The sequence below is a fragment of the Vibrio sp. SCP2 genome, from assembly GCF_059295395.1.
Map to the genome: position 1 here is coordinate 103766 of NZ_JCAFVV010000007.1, position 22973 is coordinate 126738.

The 22973-nt window shown below is 45.4% G+C and carries 18 protein-coding genes; 7 read left to right on the forward strand and 11 right to left on the reverse strand.

Annotated features, from left to right (window positions below):
* The first annotated feature begins 53 nt into the window (after positions 1-53).
* Positions 54-992 carry an ABC transporter substrate-binding protein gene (locus AC5O63_RS17560; protein ID WP_494505760.1) on the forward strand — a complete coding sequence of 313 codons (939 nt, stop codon included), beginning with the start codon at positions 54-56 and terminating at the stop codon, positions 990-992.
* A gap of 35 nt (positions 993-1027) precedes the next feature.
* On the opposite strand, the gene AC5O63_RS17565 is transcribed toward AC5O63_RS17560, so the two are convergent.
* The 6 genes from AC5O63_RS17565 to queA all read right to left on the reverse strand — a co-directional run bounded on the left by AC5O63_RS17565 (position 1028) and on the right by queA (position 7463).
* Complete coding sequence (locus AC5O63_RS17565; RefSeq protein WP_494505761.1) at positions 1028-1549, reverse strand: hypothetical protein; 522 nt, start codon at positions 1547-1549, stop codon at positions 1028-1030.
* Positions 1550-1664: 115 nt separating this feature from the next.
* Positions 1665-2612 carry a protein translocase subunit SecF gene (secF, locus tag AC5O63_RS17570; protein WP_171322180.1) on the reverse strand — a complete coding sequence of 316 codons (948 nt, stop codon included), beginning with the start codon at positions 2610-2612 and terminating at the stop codon, positions 1665-1667.
* A gap of 9 nt (positions 2613-2621) precedes the next feature.
* Positions 2622-4478, reverse strand: a complete 1857-nt coding sequence (gene secD, locus AC5O63_RS17575; protein WP_004747919.1) for a protein translocase subunit SecD — start codon at positions 4476-4478, stop codon at positions 2622-2624.
* Positions 4479-4499: 21 nt separating this feature from the next.
* Complete coding sequence (yajC, locus tag AC5O63_RS17580; protein ID WP_004747918.1) at positions 4500-4829, reverse strand: preprotein translocase subunit YajC; 330 nt, start codon at positions 4827-4829, stop codon at positions 4500-4502.
* 174 nt (positions 4830-5003) lie between these two features.
* Positions 5004-6140, reverse strand: coding sequence for a tRNA guanosine(34) transglycosylase Tgt (tgt, locus tag AC5O63_RS17585; protein WP_004747915.1), 1137 nt, complete (start codon positions 6138-6140; stop codon positions 5004-5006).
* Between the two features lie 270 nt (positions 6141-6410).
* The gene (gene queA / locus AC5O63_RS17590; protein WP_494505762.1) at positions 6411-7463 is read right to left on the reverse strand and encodes a tRNA preQ1(34) S-adenosylmethionine ribosyltransferase-isomerase QueA; all 1053 of its coding nucleotides are present in this window, start codon (positions 7461-7463) and stop codon (positions 6411-6413) included.
* 411 nt (positions 7464-7874) lie between these two features.
* Here queA and AC5O63_RS17595 point away from each other — a divergent pair, with 411 nt between their 5' ends.
* Positions 7875-8315, forward strand: a complete 441-nt coding sequence (locus tag AC5O63_RS17595) for a CBS domain-containing protein (RefSeq protein WP_004747910.1) — start codon at positions 7875-7877, stop codon at positions 8313-8315.
* A gap of 123 nt (positions 8316-8438) precedes the next feature.
* Here the strand turns inward: AC5O63_RS17595 and aceA are convergent, their stop codons facing one another.
* The 3 genes from aceA to AC5O63_RS17610 all read right to left on the reverse strand — a co-directional run bounded on the left by aceA (position 8439) and on the right by AC5O63_RS17610 (position 13095).
* Positions 8439-9752: an isocitrate lyase gene (gene aceA / locus AC5O63_RS17600; RefSeq protein ID WP_494505763.1), complete on the reverse strand. Its 1314-nt coding sequence runs from the start codon at positions 9750-9752 to the stop codon at positions 8439-8441.
* 128 nt (positions 9753-9880) lie between these two features.
* Entirely contained in the window at positions 9881-11527 is a 1647-nt protein-coding gene (gene aceB, locus AC5O63_RS17605; protein ID WP_494505764.1) for a malate synthase A, read from the reverse strand.
* Positions 11528-12189: 662 nt separating this feature from the next.
* A complete protein-coding gene (locus tag AC5O63_RS17610; RefSeq protein WP_004747908.1) occupies positions 12190-13095 on the reverse strand; it encodes a hydrogen peroxide-inducible genes activator in 906 nt (301 codons plus the stop codon).
* 199 nt (positions 13096-13294) lie between these two features.
* On the opposite strand from AC5O63_RS17610, the gene AC5O63_RS17615 reads away from it, so the two are divergent.
* Positions 13295-13903: a peroxiredoxin gene (locus tag AC5O63_RS17615; RefSeq protein ID WP_019274128.1), complete on the forward strand. Its 609-nt coding sequence runs from the start codon at positions 13295-13297 to the stop codon at positions 13901-13903.
* 340 nt (positions 13904-14243) lie between these two features.
* A complete protein-coding gene (dapD, locus tag AC5O63_RS17620) occupies positions 14244-15275 on the forward strand; it encodes a 2,3,4,5-tetrahydropyridine-2,6-dicarboxylate N-succinyltransferase (protein ID WP_494505765.1) in 1032 nt (343 codons plus the stop codon).
* Positions 15276-15428: 153 nt separating this feature from the next.
* On the opposite strand, the gene glpT is transcribed toward dapD, so the two are convergent.
* The gene (gene glpT / locus AC5O63_RS17625; protein ID WP_171322171.1) at positions 15429-16793 is read right to left on the reverse strand and encodes a glycerol-3-phosphate transporter; all 1365 of its coding nucleotides are present in this window, start codon (positions 16791-16793) and stop codon (positions 15429-15431) included.
* 609 nt (positions 16794-17402) lie between these two features.
* Here glpT and glpK point away from each other — a divergent pair.
* The 3 genes from glpK (at position 17403) to glpD (ending at position 21612) form a co-directional block, all read left to right on the forward strand.
* The gene (gene glpK, locus AC5O63_RS17630) at positions 17403-18920 is read left to right on the forward strand and encodes a glycerol kinase GlpK (RefSeq protein WP_004747901.1); all 1518 of its coding nucleotides are present in this window, start codon (positions 17403-17405) and stop codon (positions 18918-18920) included.
* Between the two features lie 184 nt (positions 18921-19104).
* Positions 19105-19878, forward strand: a complete 774-nt coding sequence (locus tag AC5O63_RS17635; RefSeq protein ID WP_171322168.1) for a DeoR/GlpR family transcriptional regulator — start codon at positions 19105-19107, stop codon at positions 19876-19878.
* Between the two features lie 180 nt (positions 19879-20058).
* Entirely contained in the window at positions 20059-21612 is a 1554-nt protein-coding gene (glpD, locus tag AC5O63_RS17640; RefSeq protein ID WP_494505766.1) for a glycerol-3-phosphate dehydrogenase, read from the forward strand.
* A 75-nt stretch (positions 21613-21687) separates the two neighbouring features.
* Here glpD and AC5O63_RS17645 read toward each other — a convergent pair whose 3' ends face one another.
* A complete protein-coding gene (locus AC5O63_RS17645) occupies positions 21688-22872 on the reverse strand; it encodes an NnrS family protein (protein WP_494505767.1) in 1185 nt (394 codons plus the stop codon).
* Between the last annotated feature and the right edge of the window lie 101 nt (positions 22873-22973).

Sequence of the window (22973 nt, forward strand, 5' to 3'; positions counted from 1 at the left end):
CTGATAGAAGATAGAAAACACAATGTCTTCAGTTTTTAAGGGAGAATTTCTTGATGGTCAGAGGATTACGTCGATTAATGGTACTGTGCTTGATCAGTTTCAGTTCTAATAGCTTATCTCAAGATTGTATTGGCGTGGTTCCTGCTGGTTCAGTTCATGACTTTTGGATGTCAGTGAAAGCAGGCAGTGAAAAAGCAGCGCAAGAGCTAGGGTTAGCCATTTATTTTCGCGGTCCAAAGGACGAGTCCGACATTGATGCTCAGCGTATGATCATTGACCAAGTGGTAAAAAATAGATGTATCGGTCTATTGCTCGCTCCCAACTCTGCAGACAGAGCAGACGACGTTGCACGGCTCAAACAACTCAACATTCCAACCGTCTATATGGACAGAGATGCAGGGGTTTCAGATGTCATTAGTGTTATAGCAACGGATAACTACCACGCCGGTTTTCTAGCCGGGAAAAAAATGGCAAAAAGACTTGGCAATCAAGGCAAGGTCGCTCTGTTAAGAATGGAAAAAGGCGTGGTATCAACAGACGACCGTGAGCAAGGCTTTGAAGATGGCGCGACATCGTCTGGGTTAATGATTGTTGAAGACAGTTACTTAGGACTAAAGATTGGTGACGCGCGCAAAAATGCCAAAGAAATCCTTGCCGGCAAAATCCAACAACTTGATGGTATCTTCACACCGAATGAATCTACAACTGTCGCTGTATTAATCGCTTTAGGATCACTCAAAACACCGACAGATTTAGTTCACATTGGCTTCGACTCAAACAAAATTCTTGTAGAGGCCCTAGCGGATGGTCGAATTTATGGACTCGTAATACAACAACCCTATGAGATGGGCTATCGAGGTGTTTACGCTTTGTATCAGACTTTTCTCGGTAATCCTTTTCCTAAAAACATTCCGACAGATAGTATCTTCGCCACTCAAGCGAATATGGACCAACCTAAGGTACGTAAAGCACTGTTAATGAAGTACCGATAAGAAAACGGTTGTTAAGACAACTCCAGCTTTGCAAATCAGTTTTCACTTGGTTGAATGCGACGCTGAGTAAGTGTCAACGAGACTAACTCACCGTCACTTTTTAGCTGGGTATGCCAAACTCGACTTTGCCAATCAAGTGTTCGTTCAGCGCTAGAGGGGTAGCGATTAAGAAACAGAATTAGAGCCTTGTCCGCTTCAGCAAGCGACGACTCTTTTACCGCAGAGGCAACATCAAACTCTACCCCTTCGATCTTTACTCTAAGCAGTTCAAAGCCATCTTGGCGCAGGTGCAGTTGTAATTGAGAAAGTAAGTGAGGTGAGTATTCAGCAAACAACTCGACAGTAAGGCTCTGCTCGGTAACTTGCGCTTCGGCAATAAAGCTCTCTCGATAGTAATACAGCTCCTCCGCACACCAACGTTGCTCCTCACAGTGCATCCACGATGATTGAATCGTCGCTTTCAACTCATCGCCCGTTTCCTCTGATATGACTAAGGTGTTCGCCGATAGTGTTGAGCTCAGCAGTATAGAGATAAAAAAAGCAAAACAACGGTTCATTGGTTTTCCTTATACCAATCGGGAAAAATAGGTGATCAGATAGTTATTCTGGTTTGTATTAAAACAATAAAGCCGCTGAGATTCAGCGGCTTTCGTATAGCGAGTTTGATTTGCCTTATGGCATCTCGTCGAACTCTGCACCTTCTTTTTCTACTTGAGGTGGCATTAGGTGTTCTTTGGTAATACCCAGTTTCAATGCTAGTGCCGAAGCCACGTAGATTGATGAGTAAGTACCTACCGTAATACCCAGTAGAAGTGCGGTCGCGAAGCCGTGAATCATAGCACCACCCTGGGTAAACAGCGCGATAACTACGAACAAGGTTGTACCCGAAGTAATCAATGTACGACTCAATGTTTGTGTAATTGAGTTGTTCATGATCTCAGCAGGCTCGCCTTTACGCATCTTACGGAAGTTTTCACGGATGCGGTCGAATACAACGATGGTATCGTTGAGCGAGTAACCAACAACGGTTAATAGCGCCGCGACGATCGTCAGGTCAACTTCGATTTGTAGCAGTGAGAAGATTCCTAGCGTAATGATAACGTCATGAGTCAGAGCCATTACCGCACCCGCTGCCAAACGCCACTCAAATCGCACCGATACGTAGATCAAGATACAGATAAGAGAAACAAGGATCGCAAGACCACCTGCTTCTGTTAGCTCATCACCGACGTTCGGACCAACGAACTCAATACGACGCATCTCAACGCTTTCACCTGTACCATCTTTGATAGCATCTAGGATCTGGTTGCCCAGTGTTTCACCGGCAACATCTTCACGTGGACGCAGACGTACCATAACGTCACGAGCACTACCAAAGTTCTGTACTGTCGCATCACCGAAGCCTTTCGCTTCTAAAGCACTACGAATATCTTCAAGGTTAGCTGGTTGCTCAAAACCGACTTCGATCAAGGTACCGCCAGTAAAGTCTAGACCCCAGTTCAACCATTTAGTCGATAGAGTAAAGATTGACGCACCAATCATTAGGATTGAGAAAACAAATGCCAGCTTTGACCAACGCATAAAGTCGATCGTTTTGTCTGTTTTCAATAACTGAAACATAATACTTCCCTAGATCGACAATTTGTTGATTCGTTTACCGCCGTACAATAGGTTCACGATACAACGTGTACCAATGATGGCTGTAAACATTGAGGTCAAGATACCGATAGATAGCGTTACTGCGAAACCTTTAATCGCACCTGTACCGACTGCAAATAGGATAATCGCAGTGATAAGGGTTGTGATGTTCGCATCGGCAATGGTACTGAACGCATTAGCGTAACCTTGGTGAATCGCTTGTTGAGGGTTACGACCTTCACGCAGCTCTTCACGAATACGCTCAAAGATAAGTACGTTGGCATCGACCGCCATACCCACCGTTAGAACGATACCGGCAATACCGGGTAGCGTCATCGTCGCACCAGGGATCATCGACATAATACCGATGATAAGTACGATGTTGGCAATCAAGGCACAGTTAGCAAAAATACCAAACTTACGGTAGTAAACTAGACAGAAAAGCATCACCGCAACCAGACCAAAGATACACGCTTGAATACCCATATCGATGTTCTGCTGACCCATAGAAGGACCAATAGTACGCTCTTCAACGATAGAGATAGGTGCAATCAGAGCACCTGCGCGTAGTAGAAGCGCTAGGTTATGTGCTTCTGAAGCTGAATCAATACCTGTGATACGGAAGTTACGACCAAGAGCAGATTGAATCGTTGCTTGGTTGATCACTTCCTCATGCTTAGTCAGAATCACTCGACCATCAGGCGTTTTACGGCCGCTATCTTTGTACTCTGCAAACACGGTAGCCATTAGCTTACCAATGTTCTTTTTCGAGAACGCAGACATCTTGTTACCACCTTCGCTGTCTAGCGAGATGTTAACTTGAGGACGACCATATTCATCAACACTTGAGCTTGCATCCGTAATGCTTGAACCACCTAGAATGACGCGCTTTTTAAGCACAACTGGGCGACCATCACGGTCTTGCTTGATCTCACTGCCTGCTGGCGCACGGCCATTTGCTGCAGCTGCTAGATCCGCTTTCGAATCCACTTCACGGAACTCAAGCGTCGCTGTCGCACCAAGAATTTCTTTAGCGCGCGCAGTGTCTTGCACACCCGGAAGCTCAACAACAATGCGGCTTGCGCCTTGGCGTTGTACAAGCGGCTCAGCAACACCTAGTTCGTTTACACGATTACGTAGGATGGTGATGTTCTGCTCAACAGCGTAGTTACGAATTTCAGTTAGGCGTTGCTCAGTAAAGGTTGCGGTTAACGCGTAGCGGCCATCAGAGTCTGATTCAGTGAAGATCATATCTGGGTGGTTTTGCTTTAGAATGCGCTCAGCATCAGCTAACTGTTCTTCGTTACGAAGCAGTACTTCAACGGCATCTTTACCTGAAGGGCGAATAGCACGGTAACGAATTTTCTCTTCACGAAGTTCGCTGCGGAAAGCTTCTTCTTGCTGACCAACTAGCTTTTCCATTGCAGCGTCCATATCCACTTCCATCAAGAAGTGAACACCACCACGCAGGTCAAGACCAAGCTTCATTGGTGCAGCACCAATAGACTCTAGCCAGTCTGGTGTTGCAGGAGCAAGGTTAAGAGCAACAATTTTATCGCTGCCAAGCGCTTCGTTGATAATATCGCGAGCACTGATTTGCGTGTCAGTGTCGTTAAAACGTACGAGAATAGATCCATTTTCGAGAGCAATGGATTTATGAGATAAGCCCTGTTCATCAAGAGCTTTAGTGACAGAATCCAGCGTTGACATATCTACAGAGGCGCCACGCGCCCCTGTAACTTGAATAGCCGGATCTTCACCGTAGATATTTGGAAGTGCATACAATGCAGCAATGGCGATGGCAAACACCACCATTAGGTACTTCCACATAGGATAGCGGTTTAGCACAGCGAGGATCCTCTAGCTGTTTTATAGAGACTTAAGCGTACCTTTTGGTAGCACTGCAGTAACGAAATCTTTCTTGATCACAACTTCGTTATTCGTGTTCAGCTCGATAGAGATGTAGTCGTTGTCTTCTGCGATTTTAGTAATTTTACCTACTAGACCACCGCTTGTTAGAACTTCATCACCTTTGCCCATCGAAGACATTAGGCTCTTGTGCTCTTTTACACGCTTAGCTTGTGGACGGTAGATCATGAAGTAGAAGATCACCGCGAACATACCTAGCATGATTAGCATTTCAAAACCGCCGCCTGCTGGAGCGCCTTCTGCTGCTGCGTGAGCTTGAGAAATAAACATTAAAAAGTCCTCTATTATTTTTTATTAATATCCAAGTTGGGCTTTCGCATTTTAGTTTCAAGTCTGAGAGTGACTAATAGAGATCGCTCTCTCAAAAATAACCTGCGTTCGCCTACTTTATTAGCAAAAGCCTCTGGCACAATGCCAAAGGCTTTAATTCTTTTAATCGGTCAATTACTGCTCTTTTGCTAGCGGTGGTACTTCACGACCACGACGCTCATAGAACTCAGTAACAAACTCATCGAAACGATCTTCATCAATCGCTTTACGAATACTTTCCATTAGACGCTGGTAGTAGCGCAGGTTGTGAATCGTGTTTAGGCGAGCACCTAAAATTTCGTTACAACGCTCTAAGTGGTGAAGGTACGACTTGCTGTAGTTCTGACAAGTGTAACAGTCACAGTGTGGATCTAATGGCGTTGTATCTGTTTTATGTTTCGCATTACGGATCTTGATCACACCACCAGTCACAAATAGGTGGCCGTTACGTGCGTTACGCGTTGGCATTACACAGTCAAACATGTCGATACCGCGACGTACACCTTCTACTAAATCTTCTGGTTTGCCAACACCCATTAGGTAACGAGGTTTGTCTTCCGGAAGTTGTGGACAAGTGTGCTCAAGAATGCGGTGCATGTCTTCTTTAGGCTCACCGACTGCAAGACCGCCAACCGCATAACCGTCAAAACCGATATCCGTTAGACCTTTAACCGATACATCACGCAAGTCTTCATAAACACCGCCCTGAACGATACCAAATAGGTTGTTCGGGTTTTCTAGCTTATCGAAGTGGTCGCGTGAACGTTGTGCCCAACGCAGTGACATCTCCATCGATTTTTTCGCTTCGTCGTGTGTCGCTGGGTATGGCGTACACTCGTCGAAAATCATCACGATGTCTGAACCTAGGTCTTTTTGGATTTCCATCGACTTTTCAGCGTCCATGAAAATCTTGTCACCATTTACAGGGTTACGGAAATGTACGCCTTGCTCTGTGATGGTGCGCATTTTACCTAGACTGAATACCTGGAAACCGCCTGAATCGGTAAGAATAGGACCGTGCCAGTTCATAAAATCGTGCAGGTCACCGTGCATTTTCATCACTTCTTGACCCGGGCGTAGCCATAGGTGGAAAGTGTTACCAAGAAGAATTTCAGCACCCGTGCCTTTTACTTCTTCTGGCGTCATGCCTTTAACAGTACCGTACGTACCTACTGGCATAAATGCAGGGGTTTGAACTGTGCCACGTTCGAAGGTCAGTTGACCACGACGTGCAACACCGTCTTTTTTCTTAAGATCGAATTTTAACTTCACGAAGCCTCCGGTTGTCAGAGAAACAGTCTGACATTAAGTTCAGAGCATTTAGCTCTATGAGGAGCGGTCGCCTTCCATGCGAGATACAAACCAATTTTTTGGTATGCGTCCTAGCCTACTGCTAGCACTCGTAAATTGTTTGCGTTCAGCTCAATTCTGAACATAAGAGATTCCCTACTCGCTCGTTCCTCACTCTATGGAATGACAAAACCGTCATTCCTGAATCGAGGCACGAGATATCAGGAATCTCTCAAAGTAATCTATACCAATCTATACCGTTTTCTTTTTAATGAACATTGAATCGCCATACGAGAAGAAACGGTAGTTGTTCTCTACGGCATGTTTATAAGCGTTCATCGTATTTTCATAGCCAGCGAATGCACTCACCAACATAATCAGTGTCGACTCTGGTAAGTGGAAGTTAGTGATTAAACAATCGACTAACTGGTACTCATAACCTGGATAGATAAAGATTTCAGTGTCACCAAAGAAAGGAACAAGCTCAGTGCCTTTCTTGATTGCATCTTGCGCGGCACTTTCTAGCGAGCGAACTGATGTGGTACCTACCGCGATGATGCGACCGCCACGCGCTTTGGTTGCTTTGATCGCCTCTACCACCTGTTGCGGTACTTCAACATATTCCGCATGCATATGGTGGTCATTGATGTTGTCCACTTTTACCGGCTGGAACGTACCCGCGCCAACGTGAAGTGTCACGTAAGCGAGCTCAGCACCTTTTGCTTTGATTTTTTCAATTAAAGGCTCATCAAAGTGCAAACCTGCCGTTGGCGCCGCGACAGCACCCGGTTTTTCATTGTAAACCGTTTGGTAACGCTCTTTATCTGAATCTTCGTCAGGGCGGTCAATATAAGGAGGAAGAGGCATATGACCAATCTCTTCCAATACCGCCAACACGTTTTGCTCAGAATTAAATTTCAGTTCAAACAGTGCATCATGGCGTGCCACCATTTGTGCCGAATACTCGTCGTTCTCACCGATAAAAATGGTTGAACCCGGCTTAGGTGATTTAGAACAGCGCACGTGGGCCAGAATGCTCTTTTCATCAAGAACGCGCTCAACTAGAACCTCAAGCTTACCTCCGGACTCTTTACGACCAAACAGTCGTGCTGGAATCACGCGCGTGTTATTGAAAACCACTAGGTCACCGGCTTGTACTTGCTCTAGTACATCGGTGAATGTGCCATCATTAAGCTCACCGCTATTTCCATCCAGTTGAAGCAGACGGCTTGCAGTACGTTCAGGCTGAGGGTAACGAGCAATCAGCTCATCAGGTAAGTCAAAGTGGAAATCAGATACTTGCATGTTACTAAATCTTTTGTCGTGGTTTATCTTGTCGTGATGGAAGTCGAACTGATTCTGTCACAAACAGACGACGAGTTTTTCGCAGCCGACTAGTATATTCTGCGCACGCGCAATAGCAAGGAAAGAGATGTGAATTATTGTAATCAGATTCGAATTTCGTGCGAATGAAAACGCTTTGTAGGCAATGCTTCTGAGTCGTTGCTGGAAGCTGTTCATATTTCGCTACAGCTTTTTCTAAAAATCGGAATAAAAACCCAACTAGCTCTCAATATCCAGTCGCAAAAGTTACTATATTAAAGGTATACCTAAGTAGCTTTCGTCGATATCGACAGTGGGTAGATGACAAAGATTAGAGGTACTGCCAAAGCAAAGGTTACTTAGTTATAAACAACAATAACTCAGGAGGCAGCCATGATTAAAATCGAAGACATGATGACGCGTAATCCGCATACCTTGCTACGCTCACATAACCTTGCCGATGCAAAACACACCATGGAAGCACTAGATATTCGCCATGTTCCTATCGTCGACGCGAACAAGTGTTTGCTTGGCGTGGTTTCTCAACGTGACGTATTGGCCGCTCAAGAATCGAGCTTGCAAAAAATTCCAGAAAATCAATCTTTCACTCTCGATACACCGCTATATGAAGTCATGAAAACGGGTGTCATGACCGTTTCTCCACAAGCAGGATTAAAAGAGAGTGCGATCTACATGCAAAAACATAAGGTAGGCTGCTTACCCGTAGTAGAAAAAGGCCACTTAGTCGGAATTATCACTGACAGCGATTTTGTTGCTATCGCTATCAACTTACTTGAGCTTCAAGAAGAAGTTGAACCAGAAGAAGTAGAATAAAAAAAGAGCGGTCTGCACCGCTCAAAGCATGTCAAAGTTTATGCTTAACAGAATACCAATTCCCAAATTTAGCGAGTTAAAGCCTGCATTTTTAACTCGCTAGTTAGGAATAGTGGCTAGGGATTAAAATTGGTCTTCTTCGGTAGAACCTGTCAGAGCCGTTACTGAAGAGTTACCACCTTGAATGGTGTTGGTCATCTTATCAAAGTAACCTGTACCTACTTCTTGTTGGTGAGCTACGAAGGTGTAACCTTTTTCAGCCGCTTGGAACTCAGGACGCTGTACTTTCTCAACGTAGTGGCGCATACCTTCACCTTGCGCGTAGTCGTGCGCTAGTTCAAACATGTTGAACCACATGTTGTGGATACCCGCTAGCGTAATGAACTGGTACTTGTAGCCCATATCTGACAGCTCTTGTTGGAACTTCGCGATGGTTTCAGCATCTAGGTTCTTCTCCCAGTTGAATGAAGGAGAACAGTTGTATGCCAATAGCTGATCAGGGTATTCAGCATGAATCGCTTCGGCAAACTTACGTGCTTCTTCCAGACAAGGCGTTGCCGTTTCACACCAGATAAGGTCTGCGTATGGTGCGTAAGCTAGGCCGCGAGCGATAGCTTGGTCAATACCTGCACGAACTCGGTAGAAACCTTCTTGAGTACGCTCACCTTGAATGAAATCTGCATCGTATGGATCGCAGTCTGAAGTGATTAGGTCTGCAGCGTTCGCATCTGTACGCGCAATCACGAGTGTTGTTGTGCCTGATACATCTGCCGCTAGACGCGCTGCTACTAGCTTTTGTACCGCTTCTTGAGTTGGTACAAGAACTTTACCACCCATATGGCCACATTTTTTCACTGACGCTAGCTGATCTTCAAAGTGTACGCCTGCTGCGCCCGCATCAATCATCGACTTCATCAGCTCGTATGCGTTAAGTACACCACCAAAGCCTGCTTCTGCATCCGCTACGATTGGTAGGAAGTAATCAATACCCCCTTCATCCGCTGGCGATTTACCGTTAGACCATTGGATTTGGTCAGCGCGACGGAATGAGTTGTTAATACGCTTAACCACTGAAGGTACAGAATCCACTGGGTATAGAGATTGGTCAGGGTACATGGTAGATGCAGTGTTGTTATCTGCCGCTACCTGCCAACCTGATAGATAAATTGCCTCGATACCCGCTTTTGCTTGCTGAACCGCTTGACCACCGGTTAGAGCACCTAAACAGTTTACGTAGCCTTTTTTCGCGTCACCGTTGACCAGTGACCATAGCTTGTCCGCACCACGTTGAGCGATAGTGTTGGCAGGCACCATTGAACCACGTAGTTCTACGACTTCTTCAGCTGTGTAAGGGCGTTTAACATTTTTCCAGCGTGGATTAGTAGCCCAGTCTTTTTCCAGAGCTTCGATTTGTTGGCGGCGAGTTAAGTTAGTCATCGGTCTATCCCTCTTTTGATGAGCGCTTCTTATGTGGGTAAATGGGCGCTATGTTTCTTTTATCCTTGGCAGTACATCCATCTCTGCCTTAGAACATTCACGTTATTGTTGAGTTGTTATTGGTTTACTTAGTCCAAGAAGTCATATCCTGGGACGGTTAAGAAATTGGTCAGTTCATCACTGGTGGTGAGCTTAGCCATTAGCTCGGCGGCTTGTTCAAATCGACCTGAGTCATAACGCTCTTGGCCAATCTCACTTTTCACCACTTCGATCTCTTCTGTTAGGTACTGCTCGAATAGCGGTTTGGTCACGGTTTGTCCGTTATCGAGTGATTTGCCGTGCTGAATCCATTGCCAGATAGAAGCGCGAGAGATTTCTGCTGTCGCGGCATCTTCCATCAAGCCATAGATAGGCACACAGCCGTTACCAGATATCCAAGCTTCGATGTATTGAAGCGCAACACGGATATTATGACGCATGCCTTGCTCAGTAATCGCTCCGTCACACGGGGCTAGCAGATCTTCTGCCGTAATGGGGGCATCTTGGCTTCGAGAGACATTGAGCTGGTTAGTACGCTCTCCTAGGGCTTGGTCAAACACCACCAGCGCAGTGTCGGCAAGGCCCGGGTGCGCAACCCAAGTGCCATCATGGCCATTGCTCGCTTCCAGTGACTTATCGTTATAAACCTTATCGAGCACTTGCTGATTGGTTCGTGGGTCTTTCGCTGGGATAAAGGCGGCCATCCCTCCCATAGCGAAAGCACCACGCTTGTGACACGTTCGAACAAGTAAACGCGAGTATGCATTTAGGAACGGCTTGTCCATGGTCACCGCCTGACGATCCGGCAGCACGCGATCGGGGTGTCTTTTTAGGGTTTTAATGTAGCTAAAGATGTAGTCCCAGCGGCCACAGTTTAGACCTACGATATGCTCTTTAAGAGAGAACAAAATTTCATCCATCTCAAATACCGCAGGGAGCGTTTCTATCAATACCGTTGCTTTGATAGTGCCAGTGTCTAAACCAAAGTAGTCCTCAGTAAAATGGAATACGTCGCTCCACCATTTCGCTTCGTGATGAGACTGCAACTTAGGAAGATAAAAATATGGGCCGCTGCCTTTATTCAACAAGCTGGTGTAGTTGTTGTAAAAGTAAAGCGCAAAGTCAAACAGCGCCCCCGGGATAATCTGACCGTTAAATGTCACGTGTTTTTCTTTTAGATGTAGACCACGTACACGGCAGATTAAAACGGCTGGATCTTGTTCCAGCTTATAGTGCTTACCATTAACCGGATTGGTGTAACTGATGTCGCCATTTACCGCATCGCGCAGGTTAATTTGACCATCAAGCACCTTATCCCAAGCGGGAGCCAAAGAGTCTTCAAAATCTGCCATGAACACTTTTACGTTGGCATTCAGTGCATTAATCACCATTTTGCGGTCAGTAGGACCTGTGATTTCAACACGGCGATCTTGCAGATCTTTTGGAATCCCTTGGATCTTCCAGCTTCCTTCTCTGATATCTAGCGTATCTTCAAGGAAATCCGGCAGTTCGCCAGCGTCAATGCGCGCTTGCTTCTCTTCACGAGTAGCCAGCAGCTCATCCACTCGGCCAGCAAACTTGTCACACAGCAGAGACAAAAAGGTTTGGGCTTCAACAGGGAAAATCGCCTGATGCTCTGGTGAAAGGGTACCAGTGACATCAAGCATGCCTTCGGTTAGTAGGGTTTCTTGGGCTTCTACTGTTGTTTTTTCTCTATCTGGTGTGTTGGCAAGCATAATTTCTTCCTTAACTATCCAGAGTGTTGAAACTAGGTGCTGTTCACTCACCTTTAATCTGTTTCTGTCACTCGGGTATTGCTTGGTCTATTTCAAGTTACATTTGTAACTATCAAACAACAGTCAAACATCCACATTGACCATCACTTGATTGATTTTTTTGTTTCGTTGGTTGTTAGATTGACTGAGCCTAACTCGCTTTTCAATCTAGACATAAGTCTTACAAGACCTGCATTTAAACTATACCAACATCCGTTAGAGTAAAAGTCCTAAAGTAAACAAATCGTTAAATTCAAAGTTTTATTCGGTCAGCTCCAAGCTATTGATTTCGATCACCAAAATGTAAGTGGTTACGTAATTTAATTACAGTAAAATTACACCTGTAAAACCGTTTCAAACAGACGTTTGATTATTAGTAATAGAATGGAAACCTAGCGATAACTGGGCTTTTAGAGGATATGCAACGAAGAGATCAAACAGAGTAAATTTGACTAGTTGTAAAATTCACAGTGTGAAATTTCACAATTTAATGAAAGCTTCATCAAGATTCCTTTGTAAAATTTTACAAGTTAAAGTTCACCAACAGAATAAAATGCTAAAAAGCGCACTAAAACTAGTGCGCCTTTTAAGAGGTATTGATGATTAATGGCTACTACTTATCGCTAAAGTAGCTCTGACACTACATCTGCTAATTGATTAAAAGTATTTACACGCGACGAACTTGGTCGCCAAACGAGTCCGATATGGCGATGAGCCTGCTGCCCAGGCGCGTCGACGACGACCAAATTCTGGTTTTCAATCAAGCCATGATCAATCGCCATTTGCGGAATAAACGTCGTGCCCATACCGTTTGCCACCATTTGAACCAGCGTGTGCAAGCTAGTGGCAGAAAACGGATTAATCTTTTCTTTATCGGTTAATTGACAAGCCGATACCGCATGCTCGGTTAAACAGTGCTCTTTCTCTAATAGAAAGACGAACTCATTTGGCAAGTCAGCATATTTAATCGGTGTTTGAATTGCATCGGCTTGGTTTTGACTGATGATCATCCGGAAAGGGTCGTTACCGACAATTCGGCTGTCCATTCCATCAATCTCGACCGGTAAGGCCAAAATCAGCACATCAAGCTCACCGTGACGAAGCGCATCTAATAAATTAGTGGTGGTGTCTTCTCTTAATAGAAGGTTGAGTTGCGGGAAGCGCTGGTTCACTTCCTGAACTAAATCGCACAATAAGAAAGGAGCAATCGTTGGAATACAGCCAACTCGAAGTTGACCTTCCATTTCATCCCCTTGGCACAGACGCCCGAGTTCAACTAAGTCTTGCCCTTTAGCCAGTAGCTCTCGCCCTTGCTGGACAACGAGTTCTCCTGCCTGAGTAAAAACCAGTGGGCTCTTCTTATCTTTCTTTTCATAGAGAGGACAGCCAATCAGCTCTTCGAGATTTTGAATGCCTTTACTTAAGGTTGACTGGCTAACAAAACACTTTTCAGCAGCATCGCTAAAATGACGTGTTTCATACAAAGTGATTAGATAGTGTAACTGCTTGAGGCTAGGCCACTTATTCATAGATTTGTTTATTACTTCTGACTAGATATTGACCAAGTTAATAAAAACTAATTTATCGCTTTTTTCGATTAACTTAATCTATTTAATTCGCTTTTTTACATACTACAATGTGTACTATAGTTTGTCGCGTACAAACACGGACCAAACCAAAAACACTTATCTTGGTTTGGAACTAACCATATATTTTAGGAGCAAAAAAATGGTACTAGTAGGTCGTCAAGCCCCAGATTTTACTGCTGCAGCTGTTCTAGGTAACGGTGAAATCGTTGATAACTTCAACTTTGCAGAGTTCACTAAAGGTAAGAAAGCGGTTGTTTTCTTCTACCCACTAGATTTCACTTTCGTTTGCCCATCTGAGCTAATCGCTTTCGACAACCGTCTAGCTGATTTCCAAGCTAAAGGTGTTGAAGTAATCGGTGTTTCTATCGATTCTCAGTTCTCTCACAACGCATGGCGTAACACTGCGATCGAAGATGGCGGTATCGGTCAAGTTAAGTACCCACTAGTTGCTGACGTTAAGCACGAAATCTGTAAAGCATACGACGTTGAGCACCCAGAAGCAGGCGTTGCTTTCCGTGGTTCTTTCCTAATCGACGAAGAAGGCGTTGTACGTCACCAAGTAGTTAACGACCTACCACTAGGCCGTAACATCGACGAAATGCTACGCATGGTTGACGCTCTAAACTTCCACCAGAAGAACGGTGAAGTATGTCCTGCACAGTGGGAAGAAGGTAAAGCAGGTATGGACGCATCTCCAAAAGGTGTTGCAGCGTTCCTATCTGAGCACGCAGAAGACCTAAGCAAGTAATTACTTGCTTCACATACCCAAGCTCACGGGTATGAACGGTTGGTAGTATAAAGCTATATAAACAGTAATAAGCGCAAAAAGCGCAGCGCCAATCAGTTATAAGTAAAGTCTTACTAAAGAGCCCGAAGCACTGCTTCGGGCTCTTTTTATTACGGGTAGTAATAATCGCCAATATAGGCAAAAAGACAACATATCGCTAAAGAGACAAAAAATATCGGCTTACAGACTTTCTCCATTTCAGGTCTTTAAACTCTTAAATCGTCTCTTTATGATGAATCTAACTTAATTTGAGACAGAGCAACAACGCCCTGTCGAAACGATATCTACATGGAGATGAAACATGGCTTACTTTTCTCTAGCCTTTGGTACGGCAACCAAAAACCGTGATGGAAAAATCATCGAAGCATTTTTCCCAAACCCAGTTCTTAACCCAGCTGACGCTCTAGTTGAAGCGGTAGCAAAAGTGGCAGGTTATGAGCAAGGTAACCAAGCTATCGAAATCTCTGCGGCTCAAAGTGCTGAGCTTGCTGGCGCATTTGAAGCAAATGGCGACGCAGCAAACGCATCATTCGCGGCAAAAGCAGCGGAATCTTCTCAGCCACTAGTACTGGTTGTTCTAGCTTCGGACGAGAAACCGGCGTCAGTAGCAGAAGGCTTCCTTAAGCTACAACTGATCTCTAACCGCCTAGTTCAACCTCACGGTACTGTGCTTGATGGTATCTTCGGCCTACTGCACAACATTGCTTGGACTAACGAAGGTCCTATCGATCTACCAGAACTGGCTGAGCGTCAAATTGAAGCTCGTCTAGCAGGTCGCGCACTATCTGTAGATTGTGTCGATAAGTTTCCTAAGATGGTTGATTACGTGGTTCCTGCAGGCGTTCGTATCGCTGACACATCTCGCGTACGTCTTGGTGCGCACGTGGGCGAAGGTACTACGGTTATGCACGAAGGCTTCATTAACTTCAATGCTGGCACAACAGGTGTAAGCATGGTTGAAGGCCGTATTTCTGCTGGCGTGGTTGTTGGCGACGGTTCAGATATCGGTGGCGGTGCATCTATCATGGGTACGCTATCTGGCGGTGGTACTGTTGTCGTATCTATCGGTGAAAACTCACTGCTTGGTGCTAACGCAGGTCTTGGTTTCCCACTAGGCGATCGTTGTACTGTTGAATCTGGCCTTTATGTAACTGCGGGCTCTAAAGTGCGTATGCTTGATTCAGAAGGCAATGAAGTAGAAGTGGTTAAAGCTCGTGATCTTGCTGGCGTATCCGACCTACTCTTCCGTCGTAACTCAGTAACAGGCCAAATTGAATGTCTTGCTAACAAGACGGCTGTAGAACTGAACTCTGAGCTTCACAGCAACAACTAAAAGCACAGTAGACATAGTTAGCGCTTGTTAATAATAAAATCCCCTAGCAGATACCTGCTGGGGGATTTTTTCGCTTAGCTATTAGTAATAGTAAGCTTTATAGTCACTGACGTTGTTTTTATTGTTTTCTACTTAAGAAGCAACAACCTGAGATCAGGCTAGCGCTTCTTTCTCGCGTGCTTTTTGTTCGTGGTGCGCTCTTTCACCTAAGAAGGCATAGGTCAAACAAACGATAGATGTAATACAAGAGCCTACCAAGATGATGAATCCGCCATCCCAGCCAAAGTGGTCAACCGTATAGCCGAGAATCGCATTCGCCGCCACAGCGCCACCTAAGTAACCAAACAAGCCAGTCAGTCCTGCCGCCGTTCCCGCCGCCTTCTTCGGTGCCAGTTCTAATGCATAGAGACCGATTAGCATTACTGGGCCGTAAATTAAGAAGCCAATCGCCACGAGAGCCATCATATCAACCGTAGGGTTACCGGCTGGGTTAAACCAGTAAACTAGAACTGCGACGGTAACGAGAACCATAAACAAGATACCTGCAGGTGCTCGGCGACCTTTGAACAACTTATCGGAAATCCAGCCACAAAGCAGAGTGCCAGGGATCCCCGCCCACTCATATAAGAAGTAAGCCCACGAGGATTTGTCGACTGAAAAATCTTTCGCTTCTTTGAGATATACAGGTGCCCAGTCCAATACTCCGTAACGAATCAGGTAGACAAACGCATTGGCAATCGCGATCGACCACAAGAGCTTGTTAGAGAAAACATATTTAAAGAAGATCTCTTTTGCCGTCATCTCTTTCTCATGTGACTTGTCGTAGTCATCTGGATAATCTTCTTTGTACTCTTCAATCGGAGGCAAGCCACAAGACTGAGGCGTATCTCGAACAGTAAACCAGATAAAAATCGCAACGAGAGTGGCAAAGAAAGCGGGAACATAGAAAGCAGTTCGCCAATCATCGTTGAATGCCCATAATCCGAGAATAAACAGTGGACCAATTAAGCCGCCGCCAACGTTGTGTGCCACGTTCCAAACCGAAACGATCTCACCCCGCTCTTTACGCGACCACCAGTGAACCATGGTTCGACCGCAGGCAGGCCACCCCATTCCTTGAAACCAGCCGTTCAAGAACAACAGAATGAACATGGCTGCGATGCTTCCGGTAGCCCAAGGCATAAAACCAAAACAGAACATCACCAAGGCGGACATCAACAAACCGCCACTTAGGAAATAACGTGGGTTAGAGCGGTCCGACACACTGCCCATCAAAAATTTGGACAGACCATAAGCAATAGAGACCGCAGCAAGCGCAACGCCAAGATCACCACGACTAAAGCCTTGTTCAATTAGGTATGGCATAGCCAGACTGAAGTTTTTACGTACTAGATAGTAGCCTGCATAACCGACAAAGATGCCGATAAAGAGCTGCCAACGTAAACGGGAATAAGCGCCATCAATCTTATCTGTGGGTAAGCGATCGATGTGCGCCTTAGGTTTAAATATTCCAAACATAGGGGCCTCATTATAATTTGAGCGATGGTAGGGTCTTCAAAAACTCGAACGAGCAAAATAAAGTTTCGTTCGAAAGCTTGCGCATTCTATTAGAAATTCAATTTATTTCTGTGACAAATGTTGCATAAGAATTAAATCTGAGTAAATACAGTGTATTAAGGCAAAATAGTTAGCGCACGCTTCCACTTTTCACATATTTAGTTACTGTTCGAATGACCATGTTGAACAAAACACCAACTCCCCTACCGTACAAAATCTCAAATAAAGCTATTCACAACGGTAATACTCTCGATAACAGAGTGACTGAAAGGCATGCTCATTAAGGGGCTAACATCGATTTTTTAGGGCTTTCGACAACTACCCATAGATAGCAAACAGACAGAGAGGATTAACAAACAAAGCGCGTTTACTTAACATTTATATGCTTAAACGCTCATTTTTTATGCTCGTTTGTTTTCGATTGCCGTGATATATGCAAAATTAATGTGCATAAACAGGGAAACTACACCAATCTTTACTGCTCAAACCGCCCTGTCTCGACTCGCACGGCAAAGATAAGCAGACCAAGATTAGCTAAAATAGTAATAACGAAACAAAAGGACTCTTACCATGACTGAGCAAAAGTACATTGTTGCCCTAGACCAAGGCACAACAAGCTCACGCGCGGTGATTTTGGATCACGATGCAAACATCGTTAGTATCTCGCAACGTGAATTCACACAAATCTATCCTCAGTCAGGATGGGTGGAACATGACCCTCTCGAAATTTGGGCGACCCAAAGCTCAACCTTGATTGAAACACTAGCTAAGTCTGGCATAAGCAGTGATCAGCTCGCAGCTATTGGCATCACTAACCAACGTGAAACCACCATCGTTTGGAATAAAGAGACGGGTAAACCTGTTTACAATGCGATCGTATGGCAGTGCCGCCGAACTGCAGAAATTTGTGAGCAGCTCAAAGAGCGAGGATTGGAAGAGTACGTCAGAGAAAATACCGGATTAGTTCTCGATCCTTACTTCTCGGGAACCAAAGTAAAGTGGATACTCGACAATGTTGAAGGAGCAAGAGAAGATGCCGAAGCGGGCAAGCTCTTGTTCGGCACCGTTGATACTTGGTTAGTTTGGAAAATGACTCAAGGCCGTGTTCATGTCACAGACTATACCAATGCGTCTCGCACCATGCTGTTTAACATCAACGACCTATGCTGGGATCAAAAACTACTTGATGAGCTAGGAATTCCGGCTTCAATGATGCCAGAGGTTAAACGCTCTTCTGAAATTTACGGACAAACCAACATTGGTGGTAAAGGCGGTACAAGGATCCCTATTGCCGGTATCGCTGGAGACCAGCAAGCCGCACTCTACGGTCAAATGTGTGTCGAAGCTGGTCAAGCAAAAAACACCTATGGAACGGGTTGTTTTCTACTGATGAATACCGGACAAGAGAAGGTCAACTCTACCCATGGTTTGCTCACTACATTGGCTTGTGGACCTTCAGGGGAACCTGCTTATGCATTAGAAGGCGCGGTATTCATGGGTGGCGCTTCTATCCAATGGTTACGTGATGAGATGAAACTGCTTGCTGACGCAAAAGATTCTGAATACTTCGCCACCAAAGTCGACTCATCCAATGGGGTGTATGTCGTCCCAGCCTTTACTGGCCTTGGTGCTCCGTATTGGGATGCTTGGGCGCGTGGCACTATTGTTGGCCTAACCCGTGGTGTCAGCTCTAACCACATCATAAGAGCGACGCTAGAAGGTATCGCTTATCAAACCAGAGATGTTCTTGATGCGATGCAGGCGGACTCGGGCATTAAACTGGCCAACTTACGTGTTGATGGTGGTGCAGTTGCTAATAATTTCCTTATGCAGTTCCAATCAGATGTTTTAGATACTGAGGTTCACCGTCCTAAAGTAACCGAAGTTACCGCATTGGGCGCAGCTTACCTTGCAGGCCTTGCCGTTGGATATTGGAATAGTATCGATGAGCTGCAAAACAAAGCCGAACTCGATCGCACCTTTGAGCCTCATCATGACGAAGAGAAACGCAATCGCCGTTACAAAGGATGGAAGCGCGCCGTGAAGTGTGCTCAGGTATGGGCTGAAATGCATAATGAAGAAGACTAGTAACTAAATCCGGTATTAGCTTAGTAAACGTGGGGCGTCTTAAGGCGCCCTTTTTTTGCGCCTTGCCCCCTATTCCATACACGCGTCTCTTCTCAGAACGAAAGAATTCGCGCACAATAGCGCGAGTTATTATTTTCGAATGTTAGTGTATTAATTCTAATAGTTCGAACACAGGGAGCGGCGAGTGAAGCAAATACCAAGACATCAGCAAATCATTGCTCTTGTACAAAAGCAGGGGTATGTGAGTACTGATGAGTTAGTTGAAAAGTTTAATGTCAGTCCACAAACCATCAGACGAGACCTGAATGAGTTAGCGGACGAAAACAAAATTCGCCGCTATCACGGCGGTGCTACGATCCCATTAAGTTCAGAAAACACCTCTTATACCGATCGTAAGAGCATGAACTTCAATGAAAAGGATGTGATCGCTGACGAAGTGGTCAAACACATTCCAGATGGCGCGACGCTATTTATCGACATCGGTACCACCCCAGAGGCCATCGCTCGTGCACTGAGTAAAAATCACAAGCAATTACGTGTTGTCACCAATAACATCAATGTCGCGACTATCTTGCTTCCGAATCCAGAATTTAAAGTGATTCTCGCGGGCGGAGAGGTGCGCAATCGAGACGGCGGTATTGTCGGCGAAGCAACACTCGATTTCGTCAAACAGTTCAGACTAGACTTCGGTATTCTGGGGATTAGTGGCATTGATTTTGATGGTTCTCTACTCGACTTTGACTACCATGAAGTCAGAGTGAAACAAGCGATTATTGAGAACAGCCGTAGTGTGTTCTTAGCCGTTGACCACTCCAAGTTTGGTCGTAATGCAATGGTCAAACTAGGCAACATCTCTCAACTCCACATGCTGTTTACCGATAAGCAGCCACCAAAAGAAATCCTTTCAATCCTTAAAGAACATTCCATTCCTTTAGAAGTGGTGAACAAAGAAGAATAATCAACATTTCTTCATTTGAATTTAACCTTATTGAAACCTTTATCGCGAGATAAAGGTTTTTTTTGTGCACAAATCACACAAACGAGCGTAAACGAAAATAAATAGTGATCAAAAACGAAAGCTGAGCTAGGATTTAATTATGTTCAAAAATGCTCGTTCGCTCAACACAAGGTCATATTCATGAGTAACAACCAGAATTCGGCTAATTCGCAAAAAGTTTTAGATTTGATCGTTATTGGTGGTGGTATCAATGGCGCAGGTATTGCTGCAGATGCGGCAGGTCGTGGACTCTCAGTCGGTCTATACGAAGCACAAGATTTCGCATCAGCCACTTCGTCGGCCAGTTCTAAACTGATCCACGGTGGCTTACGCTATTTAGAGCATTATGAGTTTCGTTTGGTTTCGGAAGCGCTCGCTGAACGGGAAGTGTTACTCCAGAAAGCGCCCCATGTTGCTCAACCGATGCGTTTTCGCTTACCTCATCGACCATTTCTCCGCCCAGCTTGGATGATCCGTTGTGGACTATTCCTGTACGACAACCTAGGTAAACGCACCACACTGCCTGCAAGTAAAGGGATTGATTTAGCCAAGTCCGGCATACTTAAGCCTGAAATGAAAAAAGGCTTTGAGTATTCAGACTGCTGGGTAGACGACGCGCGCTTAGTGCTGCTCAATGTCCTTGCTGCTCAGGAGAACAATGCAGAGATCCGTAACTACAGCCGTGTAGAAAGCGCTCGACGTGAAGGTGAACTGTGGAGCGTGACTATTCGTGATGAACTGACTGGCCAAGCAATAGAACGTAAGGCAAAAGCCTTAGTCAACGCGGCAGGGCCGTGGGTCAAACAGTTCTTTGATGATGGTTTAGAGCAAGCCTCTCCTCGTAATATTCGCTTGATCAAAGGATCGCATATTGTCGTTCCTCGTATTCATGATGAGCCTCAAGCTTACATTCTTCAAAACCAAGATCACCGAATTGTGTTCATGATTCCTTATTTAGATAAGTTCTCGATCATTGGTACCACCGATGTGGAATACAAAGGTGACCCACGTGAAGTTGCCATCTCTGATGATGAAGTCGATTACCTCATCGACATCGTCAACCAACACTTCGTCCAGCAGCTTAAACGTGAGGACGTGGTTTGGACATACAGCGGCGTGCGACCTTTATGTGATGACGAATCAGACTCACCACAAGCGATCACGCGCGATTACACACTTGAACTGGAAGCGGAATACGACCAAGCACCACTGCTTTCCGTATTTGGTGGCAAGCTCACGACCTACCGTAAGCTGGGTGAAGCGGCGTTAGAAAAGCTCAAGCCTTACCTACCTAATATGGGTACACCTTGGACAGCAAACCATGCGCTTCCTGGCGGTAACTTCAGTTGCTCACGTGAACAGCTAGCCGGAACGATTCACAACGCCTACCCTTGGTTACCCGAAGCACTATTGCTGCGCTATGTCACGCAGTTTGGCACCTATACATGGAAGCTACTGGAAGGAATGGAAAATATCGATGCGCTGGGGATTAAGTTCTCGGACGCAGCTCAAGGTGTTTTCCAACGTGAAATCGACTATCTCGTTGAACATGAAATGTCAGTCACCGAAGAGGATATCTTGTGGCGTCGTACCAAACTTGGCTTGTACCTAAATAGCCAAGAGCAACAGGCGCTAAGTGACTATCTAAAGAGTAAGCAACCTGCCACAGTGGTCCCGTTTTCTGAGGTAGGTTAGCCCCCACTTTCCTATCGCAATGAAAAAGGCTTGGCACTTCAACTCGCCAAGCCTTTTCTTTTGGTTTAATTCACTTTAACCAGGGTGCCCATCGACTCTTGGCGTGAGCAGCATTTTGCCAAACATCCCCACATACATAGCGAAAGCGAGTATCCACAATGCGGCGCTGATGTTGACCGATTCAATCAGATATTGAGGGAAAAAGGCAACGCCTAAGCTTCGAACCAAAGCAGCCAATATAATCGCTGCGAAAGCAACACTCATGTTTGGACCTTGGTAAATCGCGCGCCCGGTGTGCCCCATAGTCACACGTGCGATCATCGCTAAGATCACACCACCAATGGCGCCAATAGCAAACATGTGCAGCATATTGTGGCTGGCAAATGGGTTGTCGAGTAAACCACGCAGCAACAAACTCACTGGAATACATAAGTAGGTTGCATGCAGCGACCAGACTAGAGGCTCACTGAGAGTTCGCCACGGCTGCCACCTCATCACTCTAATCAAATGTGCTAACCCTGAAATTACCATTAGCGGTTGACCTAACTGTGCAAACGTCATCGGGAAGAAGCTGAGAATAAACAGCCCTACCAATGGCAAGTTCGCCACCCAATCTAACCAGACGATAGGTTGAGGCTTTTCGAAATTAAACCGACGAGCGGTAAAGAATGGGATCACTCTGCTCCCCATAATAGAAAGCAACAAGGTGAACCACCACAGCATAGCTTGCCACACCGCCGATGAAGGAAACGGTGGCATCCCCTTCACTGTTGCGTAACTGGCAAAGTTAGCCACGATTGCCAGAACAAACAAGGGAACGAAAAACAGGTTACGCCACCCTTTTGCTTTGACCACCCGAGTCCCGACTTCAAATGCTGTCATAGCTAAAAACAGCGCTTCAATAGAAGAGATGAGCCACAACGGCGTTGGCGTCCATAACAGTACGCGAGGCGCCAACCACAACCCAACCAAGATGGCTAAACGGTGATGTTTAGTGCCGTTAATGCCCGTCCAGTTTTGCACTGCAGTTAACACAAAGCCAACAACAATCGCCATCGCAAAGCCAAATATCATTTCATGTACGTGCCACCACAGCGCAGGCACTTGCAATGTTGTTGGCTGGCCGGATTGAAACATCCATACCCAAACCGCTATCGCAATAACGGCATAAATAGAACCAAGAAGAAAGAAAGGTCGAAACCCAAGACGTAAAACGGGTGGAATGGCTTCTTCGACCTTTTTGTCGGTAATATTGAGCACTGAAATACTCCTAAACAAATTTAAATCTCTAACTTGTTTCACTATCGCAAGAAGTGTTCCAGTTTGTTAAAGCGTTATAGACTCTTGCTTTCAGCGCTCTA